The sequence below is a fragment of the Mesorhizobium sp. ESP-6-4 genome (assembly GCF_020164735.1).
Lineage (GTDB): Bacteria > Pseudomonadota > Alphaproteobacteria > Rhizobiales > Rhizobiaceae > Mesorhizobium.
This window is the reverse complement of the sequence record NZ_JAIUGS010000010.1, coordinates 32,175-49,206: the sequence shown is the minus strand read 5'-3', so window position 1 is coordinate 49,206 and position 17,032 is coordinate 32,175. Positions and strand designations below refer to the sequence as shown.

At 63.4% G+C, this 17,032-nt stretch carries 14 protein-coding genes; 2 read left to right on the top strand and 12 right to left on the bottom strand.

Annotated elements, in window-relative coordinates; translation table 11 throughout:
• Window positions 1-22 precede the first annotated feature (22 nt).
• Window positions 23-2,488: a ComEC/Rec2 family competence protein gene (locus tag LB523_RS18890; protein ID WP_224605832.1), complete on the bottom strand. Its 2,466-nt coding sequence runs from the start codon at window positions 2,486-2,488 to the stop codon at window positions 23-25.
• 102 nt (window positions 2,489-2,590) lie between these two features.
• On the opposite strand from LB523_RS18890, the gene gltX reads away from it, so the two are divergent.
• A complete protein-coding gene (gene gltX, locus LB523_RS18885) occupies window positions 2,591-4,015 on the top strand; it encodes a glutamate--tRNA ligase (RefSeq protein ID WP_224605830.1) in 1,425 nt (474 codons plus the stop codon).
• A gap of 178 nt (window positions 4,016-4,193) precedes the next feature.
• A complete protein-coding gene (gltA, locus tag LB523_RS18880) occupies window positions 4,194-5,522 on the top strand; it encodes a citrate synthase (protein ID WP_095765367.1) in 1,329 nt (442 codons plus the stop codon).
• A gap of 74 nt (window positions 5,523-5,596) precedes the next feature.
• Here gltA and lpxB read toward each other — a convergent pair whose 3' ends face one another.
• The 11 genes from lpxB to pyrH all read right to left on the bottom strand — a co-directional run bounded on the left by lpxB (window position 5,597) and on the right by pyrH (window position 16,881).
• Window positions 5,597-6,778, bottom strand: a complete 1,182-nt coding sequence (gene lpxB, locus LB523_RS18875) for a lipid-A-disaccharide synthase (RefSeq protein WP_224605827.1) — start codon at window positions 6,776-6,778, stop codon at window positions 5,597-5,599.
• Complete coding sequence (locus tag LB523_RS18870; protein WP_224605825.1) at window positions 6,768-7,685, bottom strand: LpxI family protein; 918 nt, start codon at window positions 7,683-7,685, stop codon at window positions 6,768-6,770. Before LB523_RS18870 ends, lpxB begins: the two co-directional genes overlap by 11 nt.
• Entirely contained in the window at window positions 7,672-8,508 is an 837-nt protein-coding gene (gene lpxA / locus LB523_RS18865) for an acyl-ACP--UDP-N-acetylglucosamine O-acyltransferase (protein WP_224605823.1), read from the bottom strand. Before lpxA ends, LB523_RS18870 begins: the two co-directional genes overlap by 14 nt.
• Window positions 8,509-8,523: 15 nt before the next feature.
• On the bottom strand, window positions 8,524-8,985 hold the full coding sequence (gene fabZ / locus LB523_RS18860; RefSeq protein ID WP_095765364.1) for a 3-hydroxyacyl-ACP dehydratase FabZ: 462 nt from the start codon (window positions 8,983-8,985) through the stop codon (window positions 8,524-8,526).
• Window positions 8,978-10,033: a UDP-3-O-(3-hydroxymyristoyl)glucosamine N-acyltransferase gene (gene lpxD, locus LB523_RS18855; RefSeq protein WP_224605821.1), complete on the bottom strand. Its 1,056-nt coding sequence runs from the start codon at window positions 10,031-10,033 to the stop codon at window positions 8,978-8,980. The genes fabZ and lpxD overlap by 8 nt, the downstream gene beginning before the upstream one ends.
• Window positions 10,034-10,111: 78 nt before the next feature.
• Window positions 10,112-12,475, bottom strand: coding sequence for an outer membrane protein assembly factor BamA (gene bamA, locus LB523_RS18850; protein ID WP_224528734.1), 2,364 nt, complete (start codon window positions 12,473-12,475; stop codon window positions 10,112-10,114).
• Between the two features lie 218 nt (window positions 12,476-12,693).
• Window positions 12,694-13,836, bottom strand: a complete 1,143-nt coding sequence (gene rseP, locus LB523_RS18845) for an RIP metalloprotease RseP (RefSeq protein WP_224605819.1) — start codon at window positions 13,834-13,836, stop codon at window positions 12,694-12,696.
• Between the two features lie 104 nt (window positions 13,837-13,940).
• Window positions 13,941-14,756 (bottom strand): phosphatidate cytidylyltransferase, encoded by an 816-nt coding sequence (locus tag LB523_RS18840; protein ID WP_224605817.1) that lies wholly within the window; start codon window positions 14,754-14,756, stop codon window positions 13,941-13,943.
• Between the two features lie 12 nt (window positions 14,757-14,768).
• Window positions 14,769-15,488, bottom strand: coding sequence for an isoprenyl transferase (locus tag LB523_RS18835; protein WP_224605815.1), 720 nt, complete (start codon window positions 15,486-15,488; stop codon window positions 14,769-14,771).
• A gap of 31 nt (window positions 15,489-15,519) precedes the next feature.
• Complete coding sequence (frr, locus tag LB523_RS18830) at window positions 15,520-16,074, bottom strand: ribosome recycling factor (protein WP_095765618.1); 555 nt, start codon at window positions 16,072-16,074, stop codon at window positions 15,520-15,522.
• Window positions 16,075-16,158: 84 nt separating this feature from the next.
• Entirely contained in the window at window positions 16,159-16,881 is a 723-nt protein-coding gene (pyrH, locus tag LB523_RS18825; RefSeq protein WP_095765617.1) for a UMP kinase, read from the bottom strand.
• Window positions 16,882-17,032 lie beyond the last annotated feature (151 nt).

Here is a 17,032-nt window from a genome sequence, read left to right as displayed (position 1 = left end):
CCTTCTTCGCCCGGACGACAATCTATTGGGCCGGTGCGGCGGCTGGTTTTTCCGGCTGCTTATAGGGCGCCAGTCCCCTCGCCTCGCGCGTGTATTTCCGCTGCTCGTGCCAGGGTCGGTATGGTTCTACGACCGCGTAGCGGACGGTTGGCCGCGCGGTTGCCGATTGCGGATCGAAGAAAACGGCGGCGCTGCCGTCGCGCGCCAGCTGCCGCTTGGTGACGACGAGCACACGCGGATCGCGGCACGGGTTATAGGCCGTGGCGTCGTTGATGACGATGAGGTCGGCGAAGCCGCAGGCCGGCCGGGCGGTGTCGCGGGTCTCGGCGAGCGCGACGATCGCGCCGGAAGGATGCCGACCGATGCAGAGATCGCCGCTGCAATAGAAGGGCGAGCCGGGCGGCAGGTCGACGGGATCGGCAATGTCCAGCGTATCTTTGGCGAACCTTTCTGGCGGCACGATCTCCTCGGCTTTCAGCGCCCGTTTCCAGTTGTCGGTGGTGAACTCGTTGGAGCGTTCGCGATTGACGGCAAGCTCGCCGCCGCCGATCGGCATCGCCACCAGATGCGCATCCTCCGAGATAAGCACGTCCGGTGTGCGGACGTGCGGAATGGCCAGCAGCGCAGCGAGCGCGAAAGGTACGGCGGCAAGCCTCAGCCAAGTGGTAGCCATGGTCGCGATGACCAGCGCGACCGTCGCCAGCAGCACCGACTGGATCGAGATCAGCCCAACGGCGTCGACCGGTGAGCGCTCGGAAATCCATGCCGAAATGGCGATCATCGCCGTCAGGCCTTTGCCCATGACAAAAAGGAAAGGGCCGTCGAAGCCGAAGGGCATGGCCAGCGCGCTCAGCACGGCGAACGGCATGACGACCAATGAGACGATCGGCATGACCGCCAGATTGGCCAGCAGGCTGAGCGGCGACACCCGCTGGAAGTGCCAGATGGCAAACAACAATGTCGCGCTGCCCGCGATGAGCGACGTCACGGCGGCGCCACCCGCTCCAATTGCCAGTTTTCGCGATAGAAGCCCGAGAAACGAACGCTTTGCCGGCGGCGCGGTCGTTTTGCCGGCGCGATAGTCGGCAAAGCCGGCATAGGCGCCGACCAGGGCGGCGGTGGCGGCGAAGGACATCTGGAAGCTCGGGCCGACCACTTCATGCGGCGAGACCAGGATGACGGCGATGGCAGAGATCGCCAGGTTGCGCATGGTCAGCGCCGCGCGGTCGAAAAGCACGGCGACCAGCATCACGCCAAGCATGATGAAGCTTCGCTCGGCCGCCACCACGATGCCGGAGATCACGAGATAGGCGGCGATCGACGCCAGCGCGATGCCAGCGGCATATTTCTTCACCGGCCGGCGCGACGAGAAATCCGGAAACAGCGCGAAGGTGCCGCGTAGCAGGACCATGATCGTGCCGGCGACCAGCGCCATATGCAGGCCGGAGATCGAAATGATGTGGTAGATGCCGGTCCGCCGCATCGACTCGTTGATTTCGTCCGGAATGCCGGCACGAACGCCGACGATCAGCGCCGCCGCGATCTCGCCCTCGGAACCGCCGATGCTGCTCCTGATGTGGTCGGCAATTCCCTCGCGTGCGTTTTCTACGGCCGATGCCACACGTGCGCCAAACGGCACCTCCGTTGGCGCACTGGGGGTCGGCGCGACAAGTTTCGGATCGCCCAGGAAAAAGCCACTGGCGCCGATGCCGGCAAAATAGCTGTCGAAGGAAAAGTCGTAGCTGTCCGGCCGAACCGGACCTGTCGGCGGCAGCAGCTTGGCATAGCCGGTCAGCATCGACCCGGCCGCCATGCCGGAGGGGATCCTGCGCGCCGACAGCCTGATGCGGTCCGGCGCGTAGCGCAGCTTCGGACGTTCCGTGGATGTCAGATCTATGGTGAGCCGGACACGGCCGTTGGCCATCGCCTCGGCGGTGACGAGGCGGCCCGTCAGCCGTGTCTGGATTTCGGAACCCAGCATCGGGGTCGCCATCCGCCAGGTCTCCAGCTTGGCCGCGAGAAACCCCAAGGCGCAGAAAAACGCCGCCATGAAGACAAGATGCGTTCTGTGCCGGGAACGCGAGACCGCCGCGCAGACCGCCATCAGGGCGACCGCCGCAAGCGGCCTGTAGAGGTCCGGCTCGGCGCTCAGCGAGAAGTAACAGATCACGCCGACGGCCAGGAACGCCGGTACCAGCAGGAAGCCGACGCCGCGGTCGAGCTCGGTCGCGGCCGCTGTGCCTATGCTTCGGCGCAACGCGGGAAGCGAAACGCGGCCAAGCTGTCTGCGGATCCGGCCGACATTGGCTGTCGGCGAGGCTGGCGGTAACGTGCCGCCGCCAGGCGGCAGAAGCTCAGCTGGCGGGCGCGGCGCCGGAAGCGAAAGCGGCGCTTCCTCAGCGGGCACGGCATGAGCAAACATCAGGCGTTCGCTGACGCCTGCTGTCGTTCCCCCGCCCTCCTCCGCGCCCCGGCCACGTCCAGCCATCGGGTCTGCCCCTTGCGCCCCAGACCGCCTATGCTACATGAACGCCGGTCGCGTGGAAGTCTGCGCGAAACATGCATTTTTCAGCGCTTCCTCGAGAGTTCCATGTCCGACAAGGTCGTCACCCGTTTTGCCCCCTCGCCTACAGGCTACCTGCATATCGGCGGGGCGCGCACGGCGCTGTTCAACTGGCTCTATGCCAAGCACACCGGCGGCACGATGCTGCTGCGCATCGAGGATACCGATCGCGAGCGCTCCACCGAAGCCGCTACGGCTGCCATTCTCGACGGGCTGACCTGGCTTGGCCTCTCCTGGGATGGCGAAGCCGTCTCGCAGTTCGAGCGCGCGCCGCGTCACCGCGAAGTGGCGGAGCAGCTCGTGCGCATGGGCAAGGCTTATTACAGCTATGAGACGCCGGCGGAGCTGGAGGCGATGCGCGAGGCCGCACGTGCCAAGGGCCTGCCGCCGCGTTACAACGGCCATTGGCGCGACCGCGGCCCATCCGAGGCGCCCGCAGGCGTCAAGGGCGCGATCCGCATCAAGGCGCCGACCGAGGGCGTGACGATCGTCAACGACCGCGTGCAGGGCGAGGTGCGCTTCCCCAACAAGGATCTCGACGACTTCATCATCCTGCGTTCCGATGGCGTCCCGACCTACATGCATGCCGTCGTCGTCGACGATCACGACATGGGCGTCACCCACATCATCCGCGGCGACGATCACCTGACCAATGCCGCGCGCCAGACGGTGATCTACAACGCCATGGGCTGGGACGTGCCATCGATGTCGCACATCCCGCTGATCCACGGCGCCGACGGCGCCAAGCTGTCGAAGCGGCACGGCGCGCTCGGCGTCGAGGCATATCGCGCCATGGGCTACCTGCCCGAGGCTCTGCTCAACTATCTGGCCAGGCTCGGCTGGAGCCATGGCGACGACGAGGTGATGTCGATTAAGGACATGATCGCCTGGTTCGACATCGGCGACGTCAACAAGGGCGCGGCCCGCTTCGACTTCGCCAAACTCGAGGCGCTGAACGGCGTCCATATGCGCAAGATGGAGGACCGGGCGCTGTTCCACATCTTCGTCGCCACCTTGCCTTATCTCGAAGGCGGCCCGGCGCTCGCGGCAAAGCTCGATGACAGGCGCAAGGCGCAACTGCTTGCCGCCATGCCCGGCCTCAAGGAGCGGGCGAAAACTCTTGTGGAACTGATCGACGGCGCGGCGTTCCTGTTCGTCGAGCGGCCGTTGCCGTTGGACGAGAAGGCGGCGGGCTTGCTCAACGCGGATGCGCGCGCGATTCTGCGCGGCGCGCATGGCGCATTGTCTTCTGTTCAGGGCGACTGGAACGCCGCCTCGGCCGAGGCTTCGATCCGCGACTTCGCGCGGGCCGGCGGGCACAAGCTGGGCGCCGTGGCGCAGCCCCTGAGAGCCGCGCTGACCGGCCGCACCACCTCGCCCGGCGTGTTCGACGTGCTTGCGGTGCTGGGCCGTCAGGAAAGCCTCGCGCGCATTGGAGATCAAATCGATTAGGAGCGAGCTGGCCCAAGAAGATTGGCATTGAAAGGTGTGTTTCGCAGTGCAACATTGGGCTTGGCCCAATCTGGCACGCACCTCCTAAAATGCGGTGGCGAGTTCGCGCATTCCGGTGACTTCGACGTGTCGTTTGCAGGAATTGCCTTGCCGGCATGAGGAACAAAAGGAGTTGAGAATGAGCGAAGCTGCGACAAAACCGGAACCGGGCAGCAAAAAGCGCGAGTCGGCCGCCAGGCTCGAGCTCGCCGGCAAGACGCACGAATTAAAGGTGCGAAGCGGGACGGTCGGGCCGGACGTCATCGACATCGGTTCGCTCTACAGCACCACCGGCGCCTTCACTTACGATCCCGGCTTCACCTCCACCGCGAGCTGCGAATCGGGGATCACCTTCATCGACGGCGATGCCGGTATCCTGCTGCATCGCGGCTTCCCGATCGATCAGCTCGCCGAGCATGGCGACTTCCTCGAGGTCTGCTATCTGCTGCTCTACGGCGAATTGCCGACCAAGGCGCAGAAGGACGACTTCGACTATCGCGTGACGCGCCACACGATGGTGCATGAGCAGATGTCGCGCTTCTTCACCGGCTTCCGCCGCGACGCGCATCCGATGGCGGTGATGTGCGGCGTGGTCGGCGCGCTGTCGGCCTTCTATCACGACTCGACCGACATCTCGGACCCGTATCAGCGCATGGTCGCCTCCATGCGCCTGATCGCCAAGATGCCGACGATCGCGGCGATGGCCTATAAGTACCATATCGGCCAACCCTTCATTTACCCGAAGAACGATCTCGGCTTCGCGGCCAACTTCCTGCACATGTGCTTTGCCGTGCCGTGCGAGGAATACAAGATCAATCCGGTGCTGGCGCGCGCCATGGACCGCATCTTCATCCTGCACGCCGACCACGAGCAGAACGCTTCGACCTCGACCGTGCGCCTGGCCGGCTCGTCGGGCGCCAACCCGTTCGCCTGCATCGCCGCCGGCATCGCCTGCCTGTGGGGTCCGGCGCATGGCGGCGCCAACGAAGCGGCCCTCAACATGCTGGGCGAGATCGGCCATGTCGACCATATCCCCGAGTTCATCGCCCGCGCCAAGGACAAGAACGACCCGTTCCGGCTGATGGGCTTCGGCCACCGCGTCTACAAGAACTACGATCCGCGCGCCAAGATCATGCAGAAGACCGCGCATGAGGTGCTGGGCGAGCTCGGCATCAAGGACGATCCTCTGCTCGACATCGCGATGGAGCTGGAAAAGATCGCGCTGACCGACGAGTATTTCATCGAAAAGAAGCTCTACCCGAATGTCGACTTCTATTCCGGCATCACGCTGAAGGCGCTGGGCTTCCCCACCACCATGTTCACCGTGCTGTTCGCGGTCGCCCGCACCGTCGGCTGGATCGCGCAGTGGAAGGAAATGATCGAGGATCCGCACCAGAAGATCGGCCGCCCGCGCCAGCTCTACACCGGCGCTACGGAACGCGATTACGTGCCGATTGCCAAAAGGTAATTGAGCGAATAGCGAAATAGCGAGTAGCGAATGGGGGAAAGCGGCAAAGCCGACACAACCCTATTCGCTATTCGCTACTCCCTATTCGCTCTCTTTATGCACCCCATCACCACCTCGGCGGCGATCTCGCCCGAGGGTCGCTCGGTCGCCATGCGCCGGGCAATCTCGGCAAAGCCCGCCTTTTGCCAGGCGCGCATGCCGGTGTCGGCAAACAGGGCTTCCAGCTGCCGCGCCAGGTTCTCCGGCCGGACATACTGATCGTAGAATTCCGGCACCAGCGCGCGGTCGGATATCAAATTGGGCAGCAGCGCCGACCACGTCGTCACCAAATGCTGCAGAAGCTGGCGCGCGATCGGGTCGAGCTTGTAGCAGGAAACCATCGGAACGCCCGCGAGCGCCAGTTCCAGCGAAACCGTCCCAGAGGCGATCAACGCTGCATCGGCCTGGCCGAAGGCCTGCCATTTGCGCTCCGGCTCGGTGATGATTTCCGGCTTGTCGTCCCAGCTCGCGACCGAGGCCTTCACCAGCTCGGCGACATGCGGCACCGTCGGCAACAGCAAGCGCAGGCGGTGGCCGCGCTGGCGCAGCGCCGACATCGCCTTGCCGAAGGGCTCGATCAGCCGCCGCACCTCGCCACGGCGCGAGCCGGGCAGCACCAGCACCGTCTTGATGCGGTCGTCGGCGAGATCGCGCGGCTGCCTCTGCGCCTTGGCGGCGCCAAGCACGCCCGGATCCTGCGTCAACCGATGGCCGACATAAGTGCCCGGCGGTCCGCCAAGACGAGCGAGCGCCTTCACCTCGAACGGCAGGATACAGAGGATGTGATCGACATAGGGCTTCATCGCCACCGCCCTGCCCGGCCGCCAGGCCCATACGCTCGGGCAGACATAATGGACGATCGGAATGGCCGGTGCCGTTGCGCGGATCTTCTTTGCGACACGCAGCGAAAAGTCCGGACTGTCGATGGTGATCAGGCAATCGGGCCGCTCGGCCGCGATCATCGCCGCCGTCTGGCTGATGCGGCGCATCAGCCGCGGCAGGTCGCGCAGCACCGCGCTGAAGCCCATCAGCGCGATCTCGCCGCCGTCGAAGAGTGGGGTCAGCCCCAGTTGCTGCAGGTGGCGGCCGCCAATGCCGACGAGCTGCACCTTGCGGCCGGTCGTGCGTTCGAGCGCCCGCACGATGTCGGCGCCAAGCAGATCGCCGGATTCCTCGCCGGCGACGATCGCGAGCTTGAGCGACTTGTCAGCGACCATTAGCCGGCTCCCCATTGGACGCCTCCATGGCGGGCAGGCCGATGATGAACAGGCCGAGAGCATTGGCGCGCGCCAGCGTTTCCGGACCTTCGAGAATTAGGGCGTGGCCGGCTTCCAGCGCAATGCCGGCCAGCCCGGCGGCATGTGCGGCGTCGATCGTATGCGGGCCGATGGAGGGCAAGTCGGCGCGCAGCTCCTGCCCAGGCTTGGCGCATTTGACCAGCACACCGCGCGCCTTGCCGGCCAGCCTGCCGTGGCCGCGCAATTCCCGCGTTCTGTCGAGCAGGCCGGCAGTGCCCTCGATGCCTTCCAGCGCGATGGCTCGACCTCCGATCGCAATCGCCGCCTGGCCGATATCGAGCGCGCCAATGGCTTTGGCGGCGGCGCGCCCGGCTTTGATGTCGCGCCAGTCCGATTGATTTGGATGAGCCGCCGTCAACGTGCCTTCGCCGGCCGTCAGTTCGGGAACGACCTCATGCGCGCCGACCACCGCAATGCCCCGATCTTCAAGGGTTCGGGTCAACACCTTCAGCAAGCCGTCGTCGCCGCGTCTCAGCGCTCTGATCACGGAAGGTATTATGGCCAGCAAGCCAAGTGTCGGTCGAATCTTGCTCAAACGCGGCCTGCGCTTGATTTCGCCGGCAAGGACGAGATGCGTGATCCCATTGCGCTTCAACAAGGGAAGCAGCAGGCCGATATCTTCCAGTGCCAGCGTCTGCCGCTCGTAGGCGGAAAAGTCCGCCTCGCGGTCGACCTCACCCTCGGCGATGATCACGAAGGGCACAAAACCTTGCTTGAGCAGACCATCGGCAACCTCGACGGGCAGGCTGCCCCCACCGGCGATGATGCCGACCCTGGAGCCCGGCGCGAGTACGAGCCCTGCCTTGGCCGGCTCAGCCCTCGTCATCGCCGCTGTCGTCGTCGCCGTCGCCCTTGAGCGATGGGACGGCAAAGTGCCGTTTGCCGCGACTTGTGATGAAATCGATGATCTTCATGGCCGTTGGCGACCCGGCGAACTCGGCCTTGGCGAGCTCCACATTCTCACCGACGGTGCGGGAACGATCGAAGATCGCCCTATAAGCCTTGCGCAGCAGGTAGATTTCGGAACGCGGCAGGCCGGAGCGCTTGAGCCCGATGATGTTCAGGCCACGCAGCTTGGCGCGGTTGCCAGCGGCGATGGCATAAGGAATGACGTCGCCAACGACCGCCGCGCAACCGCCGATGAAAGCATTGTCGCCGAGGCGCACGAATTGATGAACGGCGGTCAGGCCGCCGATATAGACGTTGTCGCCAATCTCGCAATGTCCGCCCAGCGTCGCGCCATTGGCGAAGGTGGCATTCTTGCCGACGACGCAATCGTGGGCGATGTGGGCGTAGGCTAGGAAGTTGCCGTTGTCGCCCACAGTCGTCTCGCCACGGCTGGTGTCGGTGCCGACATGCATTGTGACGCCTTCACGAATGGTGCAATTCGCTCCGATGACCAGAGTGGTGCGACCGCCCTTGTGTTTGGTGTTTTGCGGCGGCGCGCCTAGCGTCGCCATTGGATAGACCTTTGTCCCGGCCCCGATGGACGTGGCGCCCATCACCGACACATGGCTGACCAGTTCGACGCAGTCGCCGATGATCGAATCGGCGCTGACATGGCAGAAGGGTCCGATGCGGACGCCTTCGCCGAGCCTGGCTCCTTCTTCGACGACCGAAGAAGGATGAATGGATGTCGCGACTTTCATGAGCATTTCGAACCGTCAGCCGGTAACCATCATGGCCGAAACCTCGGCTTCGGCGGCTTTCGCGCCGTCAACCATCGCCTCGCAGGCGAATTTAAGCAGGTTGCCGCGTTTCTTGATTTTTTTGACATGGATCCTGAGCTGATCGCCCGGAACGACCGGCTTGCGGAATTTCGCGTTGTCGATGGTCATGAAATAAACCAGCGACGGCTTCTCGGTGTTGAGGCTGCGAATGCAGATCGCGCCCGCGGTCTGGGCCATGGCCTCGATGATGAGCACGCCGGGCATGACCGGCTGCTGGGGAAAGTGGCCCTGGAAATGCGGCTCGTTGATGGTCACGTTCTTGATGCCGACGGCGGACTCGTCGCCGTCTATGTCGACGATGCGATCGATCAGCAGGAACGGATAGCGGTGCGGCAGGAGCTTCATAAGCCCCATGATGTCGACCGCGTCGAGTGAAGTTGCCACCGTATCAGCCATTTCCGTCGCCTTGCTTGCGCGTCCTGGCCATCCTGCGCAGCATCGCTATCTCGCGCATGGCTTCCGCCATGGGTTGCGCCGGGTAACCTCCCCAGACCTCGCCTGCCGGCACGTTGTTCATGAATCCACTTCTCGCAGCAAGCTTGGCTCCTGGCCCGATGGTCAGATGATCGGCGAGGCCGACACCGCCGCCCATGGTGACATTGTCGCCGACGACGACGGAACCGGAAATACCCGAAAGCCCGGCTATAATGCAATTGCGGCCGATGCGAACATTGTGGGCGATCTGCACCAGATTGTCGATCTTGGTGCCCTGGCCGATGACGGTGTCGGACATGGCGCCGCGGTCGATGGTCGAATTGGAGCCCACCTCGACATCGTCCTGGATGATGACGCGGCCGATCTGCGGCACGCGTTCAGGCCCTTTGGCGCCGCCAACGAAGCCGAAACCGTCCTGGCCGATCCTGGCGCCGCCATGGATGATGACGCGGTTGCCGATAAGCGCATATTGAATGCTGACGCCAGGGCCGATGAAGCCGTCGCGGCCGATCTGGCAGGAACGGCCGACAACGGCGTGGGGCGCAACGACCGTGCCGCTGCCGATGGATACGCCGGGACCGATCACGGCGCCCGCCTCTACGATCGCCCTGTCCTCGATATGCGCGGATGGATCGATAAACGCATGGGGCGATATGCCGGTTTCTCCGGTCAATGGTCCCGGAGTCGCAGCCTGCGGAAACAATAGGCGCCCGACCATCGCGAAAGCTTGCTGCGGGCGTGGATGCATGAGCACCGCAATGCCCGGCGGCGCCTTGCTGGCGAAATCGGCGGGGCATAGCACCGCGGCCGCCCTGAGCGACGGCATCAAGGCGAAATTGCGCTTGCCGTCGACAAAGACGAGCGCGCCGTTGCCACCCTCGTTGGCGGGAGCCAGCGCCTCGATGGCAATTTCGGCCTGATCGGAATCGAACAGGCTGGCGCCGGTCAGATTCGCGACCTCGCCAGCCGTGTACCGGCGTGAAGGCGCGAAGAACACCGGATCGGTCATTCCAGAAGTAATATCCAGCTGGGTTGGATCGGTCCACTCCGGGCCGTCATCCGGCCCGGAACCATCGCAACCACAAAGTTAGAAGCGGGTCGCGATACCGAAGTTGAATTCCTGCACGTCGTCGGTCGACTCTTTCTTGACCGGGATCGCATAGTCGATGCGGATCGGGCCGAACGGCGACGCCCACATCAGGCCGACACCGACCGAGGCGCGTAGCTTCATGTCCGTCGATTCCTGCGCAACCGAAGTAATCTTGGTTCCGTAAAGCGTTGCCGCATCGGCAAACACGGCACCACGCAAGCCGAAGCTTTCTGGAATGACAGGCAGCGGGAACTGCGCTTCGGCCGACGCATTGAAATAGGTCGTGCCGCCGAGATGATCGCCCGTGAGCGGATCCACAGGGCCGATGCCGCCATACTCAAAGCCGCGGATCATGCGATCGTTGCTTTGGAACTGGTCGAAGATACGCAGACCGTTGTCGCCATAGCCCGCAATGTAGCCTGCGCCGCCAGAAACGAGGCCGACAAGGTCGAGCTGCTCCGACAACGTCTGATACACGCTTGCACGCCCGGTCACTTTGACCCACTTAGCATCGCCGCCGAGACCAGCAACTTCGGTTACACCAGTGACGTAGAGACCCTCATGCGGGTTCTTCATGTCATCGATGGTGTTGTAGACCAAGCCCAAACTGACCGATGACTTTAGCCAAGGGCTCTCGCCGACACCCTCAATAATGGCCGGAGAGATCGTGCATGGGCTGCCAGGAACATACACGCCGCCTGTCAGACAGTTATCAGCAATCGAATACTTCTCTTGCGAGATATTGTACGCCAGCTGCGTCGAAACGTTGTCGGTGATCGGCAGGCCGAAGCGGATCGTCGCGCCGGTTGTGTCTGTGTCGTAGTGATCGTATTCGCGGGTGGACTTGTAAATATCGAAGCCCGCCGCAATACGCCGGCCGAGGAAGTAAGGCTCGGTGAACGAAATGGCATAGTCGCGCGAATGCCTGCCGCCGCCGGCCGACAGCTTGATGTACTGGCCGCGCCCGAGGAAGTTACGCTCGGTGATCGAGCCTTCGATCGACGGGCCGGGCGTGTCGCCGCCAGTCGAATAACCAGCGCCGATCGAGAATTCGCCGGTCGACTTCTCGACCACGGTGACCACCAGCACGACCTGGTCCGGCGCCGAGCCGGGGACGGTCGAAATGTCGACAGACTGGAAATAATCAAGGGCTTCCAGCCGCTTCTTCGCGCGCTGGATGAGAACCTGGTTGAAGGCATCGCCTTCACTGACGTCGAATTCGCGACGGATGACATAGTCGCGCGTGCGGTCGTTGCCGCGGATTTCGATGCGCTCGACATAGGCCTTGGTGCCCTGGTCGATGGTGTAGACAACCGAAATGGTGTGGTTCTCGAAATTGCGGTCGCCGCGCGGCGTCACCTGGGCGAAGGCGTAGCCCGAACCCGCGACCTTCTCGGTCAACGCGACGATCGAATCCTCGACGTCCTTGGCATTGTAGACGTCGCCCTTGTGGGTTTCGACCGCCGATTCCAGCGACTTCGAATCGACTTCCGGGATAGTGCTTTCCACGCTGACGTCGCCGAACGTATAGCGATCGCCTTCCTGCACGGTGATGGTGACCGTGTATTTGTTGGTGGCGTCGTCAAGCTCGCCGACGGCCGAGACGACCTGGAAGTCGGCATAGCCGTGATTGTAGTAGAAGCGGCGCAGCAGCTCCTGGTCGGCGCGCAGCTTGTCCTCGTCATAGACGTCGTCGCGCAGCACGAAGGACAGCCAGGACGAGCGCTTGGTGTTGATGACGTCCGACAGGCGGCGGCTGGAATAAGCGTGGTTGCCGACGAAGTTGATCGCCGCGATCTGGGTGCGGCCGCCTTCGTTGATGTTGAAGACAACGTTCACGCGATTGTCGCCGAGATCCATGACCTGCGTGGTCACCGCGGCGTCGTCGCGGCCAATGCGCTTGTAAGCCGTCTTGATCGCCTCGACATCGGCGTCCAGCGCCTGCTGCGAGAAGGTTGCACGCGGCTTCAGCTGGATACCCATCTGAAGCGCGTTGTCCTTGATCTTCTTGTTGCCCTGGAACAGGACCTGGTTGACGACCTTGTATTCGGAAACCTTGACGACCAGGCTCGAACCGACCTGGTTGATCTGAACGTCCGAGAACAGACCTGTGCCGAATAGCGCCTTGACGGCGTCGTCGATATCGGAGCTGGAGAAAGGCTTGCCCGGCTTGATCGAAATGTAATTGCGGATGGTTTCCGCATCGACGCGCTGGTTGCCGCTGACCTCGACACGCGAAATGACCGCGGCCTCGGCCACCGACGTGGCGGCGAACTGCACTGCGAGCGCGCCTGGCACGACCAGAGCGGCGGACAAAGCCGCCGCGGAAGCGGCGCTCAGAAACTTGGATGCTGCCTTCATCGGGCTTTTGTACCTTTTTCTCGTAGTCCCCACGGCGAGAAAACCGGACGTGCGGTATTTTCCCTTACCGTATTAACCGGATTTTCCCTACACGCAAGGCTCCCGGTTAATTTGTATTTACTTAACCGTACCGCGTGGCTTTCGCGTCACGCATATCCCCACGCATGGTAAACGGCATCTCAATATGACCGAAGCTGAAGCCAAATTTCTTCATGATTTCAGCATCCAAACAGATCGTTCCAAAATACGAAGCCCATGAATCCGAGCACCAGGAACAACCCGGTCCGGTAGGCCATCTCCATCGTTCGCTCCGAAACGGGCCGCCTGATGACGGCCTCCACGCCGTAGAACAACAGGTGGCCGCCGTCGAGGGGGGGAATCGGCAGCAGATTGAGAAATCCTATTCCGACTGACAGAAATGCAACAAGCTGCACCAGCCACTCGAAGCCGAGCTTGGCTGCCTGGCCCGACATCTTCGCGATCTTGATCGGACCGCCCAACTGGCATTTGTCCTCGCGTCCAAGCGCAAAGCGCTGCAGGAACTGGCCGGTGCGCTCGATCACGTGCCCGGTTTCCTCGACCGCCGCCACCACGGCGCCGGCCGGCGTGTAGGAGATCAGGCGCGGCTGGCCGAGTTCGGCGTTGTTGACGACGCCGATGACCGCGACCTTGACCTTGTTGCCCAGTGCATCCTGCTGCTCCATGGGCTCCGGCGCGGCCGTAACGTCGATTTCCTTGCCGTCGCGCAGCATGGTGAAGGTGATGGCGTCGCCAGCCCGGCCTGAAACCAGCCGCTGCACGTCGGCGAAGGTCTCTACCTTGCTGCCATCGACTTTGACGAATCGGTCGCCTGGCTGGATTCCGGCTTTTTCCGCCGGGCTGCCGGCGGTCACCTCGGCCACCATCGGCTCCAGGACCGGACGGCCATAGAGGGAAAACAGCACCGCAAACACGGCGATCGTCAGCAGGAAATTGAATAGCGGCCCGGCAACGACGGTAGCAGCGCGCTTCCAGATCGGTTGGGTGTGGAAGGCGACCTCGCGCTCGGCATCCGTCAGCGATTCGATCTCCTCCGTGCTCGGCTGGCTCGAAGTCGCATTCATGTCGCCGACGAATTTGACGTAGCCGCCAAGCGGAATGGCGCAAAGCTTCCAGCGCGTGCCGCGGCGGTCGTAAAAACCGAAGAGCTCGGGGCCGAAGCCAATGGAAAAAGCCTTCACGCCGATGCCGCACCAGCGGCCGATCAGATAGTGGCCCATCTCGTGGACGAACACGACGACGGTCAGCACGAACAAAAACGGCACGAGCGTGCCAAGGACGAAGCCTTGTGTACTGAAAACCGCGTGAAAGATGTCGTTCAAGTCATGCCCTCAAATTCGCCCGCGAGCGACATTCCACCGCGACTGTGGCATCAATCCGGGCGAATCGGTGGCGCGCGCCATTTTTCGCCTTACTGCTGTGTCGTTCAGTTTGGAAAAAGCCCCAATGCCGGATGCTCGGCGCCCGCCGCGACCCAGCCCATGACGTACAGTGCGAACGCGGCCGCGACAAGCCCGTCCACCCTGTCCATGACGCCGCCATGGCCGGGAATGAGATTGCTCGAATCCTTGGCGCCGTGCCGGCGCTTGACCCATGATTCGAACAGGTCGCCGGCTTGCGAAACGATCGACAGAGCAAGCGCCACCAGGCCAAGCTGAACGAGATTGCCGGCGCCGGCTGCGATTGAGAGCAAAACTCCGGCGATAACGCCGCCGACGGCGCCGCCCAGCGCGCCGCTCTGCGTCTTGCCGGGCGAGATTGACGGCGCGAGCTTCGGGCCGCCGACCGCGCGGCCGACGAAATAGGCAGCTATGTCGGTTGCCCAGACCACGGCGAACAGGAAGAGAATCGCAATCAGCCCGGAATGATTGTCGTCACGGAGATAGGCGAGCGAAAAGCCGGATAGTGCTGCGTAGGCCACCCCCGAGGCTTCCCACGGCGCGGCCCCCTTGGTCCGAGCGACAATGGCCGCGACCGCCACCAGGATCGCGACGAGGAGCAGCAGCCACAAGGCCGGCAGGCCGGCGATCAGGGCGCCGACGAAGATCAGAATCAGTGCTTCCGGCAGGAAGCCGAGCGCCGCGCCGTTCCCGGCACGCGCCATGCGCGTCCATTCATAGAAGATCAGCGCCGCTATTGCGGCGCAGAACAGCCGGAACGGCAATCCGCCGAGCCAGGTGAGCGCAAGCGTCAGAGCCGCCATCACGATTGCCGAGATGACGCGCTGCTGGAGGTTGCTCATGCGTGGCGGCGCCTAAAGCGCGACATCGCGGGCGGCGAGCCCGCCAAAGCGTCGTTCGCGGCCGGCAAAGTCGCGCAAGGCGTCGGCCAGGTGCTCGCGGCTGAAGTCCGGCCAATAGCAAGGCAGGAAAACGAGCTCGCTATAGGCAGCCTGCCAGAGAAGGAAGTTCGACAGCCTGAGCTCGCCGCTGGTCCTGATCACCAGCTCGGGATCGGGAACGCCCTGTGTGTCGAGCGATGCGGCAAAGCTTTCGGCCGTGATCGCCTCGCTCGCCATGTCGCCGCGCGCGACGGCCTCCGCCAGCTTGCGCGCTGTGCGCACGATCTCGTCGCGGCCGCCGTAATTGAAGGCGATGACCAGTGTCAGCGCCTCATTACCGGCGGTCAGCGATTCGGCCTCCTGCAGCAGCCCCCGGATATCGGGCTGCAGCCCCTCTTTGTCGCCGATCACCCTCACCCGCACACCGTTCTGATGCAGTTCGGCAAGATCGCGGCGGATGAACAGCTTCAAAAGCCCCATGAGGTCGCTGACCTCGGATTTCGGCCGCGACCAGTTCTCCGATGAAAATGCGTAGACCGTCAGATAGGAGATGCCGAGCTCGGGTGCGGCGCGGACCGTCTTGCGCAGGGCCTCAACGCCGGCGCGGTGTCCCGCAAGGCGCGGCAAGCCGCGCGCCTTGGCCCAGCGTCCGTTTCCATCCATGATGATCGCGACATGCGCGGGCGTTGCCATAGTCTCGCTTTCGAGCCGGAAAATCCCGACCCTAAACCTGCATGATTTCAGCTTCCTTATCGGAAAGCAGGTGATCGATGGTGCTGATCATCTCGTCGGTCAGCTTCTGGACCTGGTCGGACCGCTTGCGCTGATCGTCCTCGCTGATGGTGCCGTCCTTCTCAGCCTTCTTGAGGAAATCCATGCCGTCGCGGCGGACATGGCGCACCGCGACGCGTGCGTTCTCGGCATAGCCATGCGAGATCTTGACCAGTTCCTTGCGGCGCTGCTCGTTGAGTTCCGGCAGCGGGATCCTGAGATTGGTGCCGTCGACGATCGGATTGAAGCCCAGATTGGCTTCGCGGATAGCGCGGTCGACCGCGCTGACCATCGACTTGTCCCAGACCGAGACCGAAATCATGCGCGGCTCCGGCACCGTGACGTTGGCCACCTGGTTGATCGGCATCGTCGTGCCGTAGGCCTGGACCTGGACGGCGTCGAGCAGGTTGCTGGAGGCTCGGCCGGTGCGCAGCGACGCCAGGTCGTGCTTGAAGGCGGCGATCGCCCCGTCCATGCGTCGCTTCAGGTCTTCGAACTCGCCACTCATGATCATCTCCTCGACCCGTTCGCCGGGTTCACTGCTTATGCCGTCGTGCCGTCCGCGGTACCGTTCAACGGATGCCGGCCTCGCTTATTTGTCCGCGACGACCGTGCAATGGCCGCCGCCCCTTAGAATATCGCCGAAACCACCTTTTTCGTGGATCGAATAGACGATTATCGGAATGTTGTTTTCACGCGCAAGTGCAATCGCGGCTGTGTCCATGATCGCAAGCCCGCGTTTGATGACTTCGGCGTGGCTGATGCGGTCGAAACGGACCGCGTTCGGGTCCTTCTTGGGGTCGGCCGAATAGACCCCGTCGACTTGCGTGCCTTTGAACAGCGCATCGGCGCCGATCTCGGCGGCGCGCAGGGCCGCGGCCGAATCGGTGGTGAAGAACGGATTGCCGGTGCCGCCGGCGAAAATGACCACCTTGCCCTGGTTCATATAGGCTGTCGCCTGGCGTTGGGAAAAGCTCTCGCAAAGTTCCGGCATTGCGATCGCCGAAAGCACAACGGCATCGACGCCGATCTTGTTGAGCGAGGTGCGCAGCGCCAGCGAGTTGATGACGGTGGCGAGCATGCCCATGTGATCGCCGGTGACCCGGTCGCCGCCTTTCGAGGCCACAGCCACGCCCCGAAAAATGTTGCCGCCGCCGATGACGACACCCACTTCGACGCCCAGCGCGCGCGCCTCGGCAATGTCGGCGGCGATGCGGTCGACAACGGAGACATCGATGCCGAAATGCTGCTCGCCCATCAACGCTTCGCCGGAAGCCTTCAGCACGACACGTCGATAGAGGGGCTTCACCGTCATCTCATTCCTCGAATATCTCGGCGCGACAATTTTGGAGGCAAAACCGCCCCCGCTTCATCCGGCGATGCTGTCATGACGGGTTGACCCGATACACGAAGGGCGCGGCGATGTCACGCCGCGCCGTCGTGCAAAATTCCAGGCTTTTTCGGTC

Excerpts from the sequence above, each read along its gene's own strand:
- LB523_RS18890 (WP_224605832.1), bottom strand. The coding sequence starts at position 2,488 with ATGGCTGGACGTGGCCGGGGCGCGGAGGAGGGCGGGGGAACGACAGCA.
- gltX (WP_224605830.1), top strand. The coding sequence starts at position 2,591 with ATGTCCGACAAGGTCGTCACCCGTTTTGCCCCCTCGCCTACAGGCTAC.
- gltA (WP_095765367.1), top strand. The coding sequence starts at position 4,194 with ATGAGCGAAGCTGCGACAAAACCGGAACCGGGCAGCAAAAAGCGCGAG.
- lpxB (WP_224605827.1), bottom strand. The coding sequence starts at position 6,778 with ATGGTCGCTGACAAGTCGCTCAAGCTCGCGATCGTCGCCGGCGAGGAA.
- LB523_RS18870 (WP_224605825.1), bottom strand. The coding sequence starts at position 7,685 with ATGACGAGGGCTGAGCCGGCCAAGGCAGGGCTCGTACTCGCGCCGGGC.
- lpxA (WP_224605823.1), bottom strand. The coding sequence starts at position 8,508 with ATGAAAGTCGCGACATCCATTCATCCTTCTTCGGTCGTCGAAGAAGGA.
- fabZ (WP_095765364.1), bottom strand. The coding sequence starts at position 8,985 with ATGGCTGATACGGTGGCAACTTCACTCGACGCGGTCGACATCATGGGG.
- lpxD (WP_224605821.1), bottom strand. The coding sequence starts at position 10,033 with ATGACCGATCCGGTGTTCTTCGCGCCTTCACGCCGGTACACGGCTGGC.
- bamA (WP_224528734.1), bottom strand. The coding sequence starts at position 12,475 with ATGAAGGCAGCATCCAAGTTTCTGAGCGCCGCTTCCGCGGCGGCTTTG.
- LB523_RS18840 (WP_224605817.1), bottom strand. The coding sequence starts at position 14,756 with ATGAGCAACCTCCAGCAGCGCGTCATCTCGGCAATCGTGATGGCGGCT.
- LB523_RS18835 (WP_224605815.1), bottom strand. The coding sequence starts at position 15,488 with ATGGCAACGCCCGCGCATGTCGCGATCATCATGGATGGAAACGGACGC.
- frr (WP_095765618.1), bottom strand. The coding sequence starts at position 16,074 with ATGAGTGGCGAGTTCGAAGACCTGAAGCGACGCATGGACGGGGCGATC.
- pyrH (WP_095765617.1), bottom strand. The coding sequence starts at position 16,881 with ATGACGGTGAAGCCCCTCTATCGACGTGTCGTGCTGAAGGCTTCCGGC.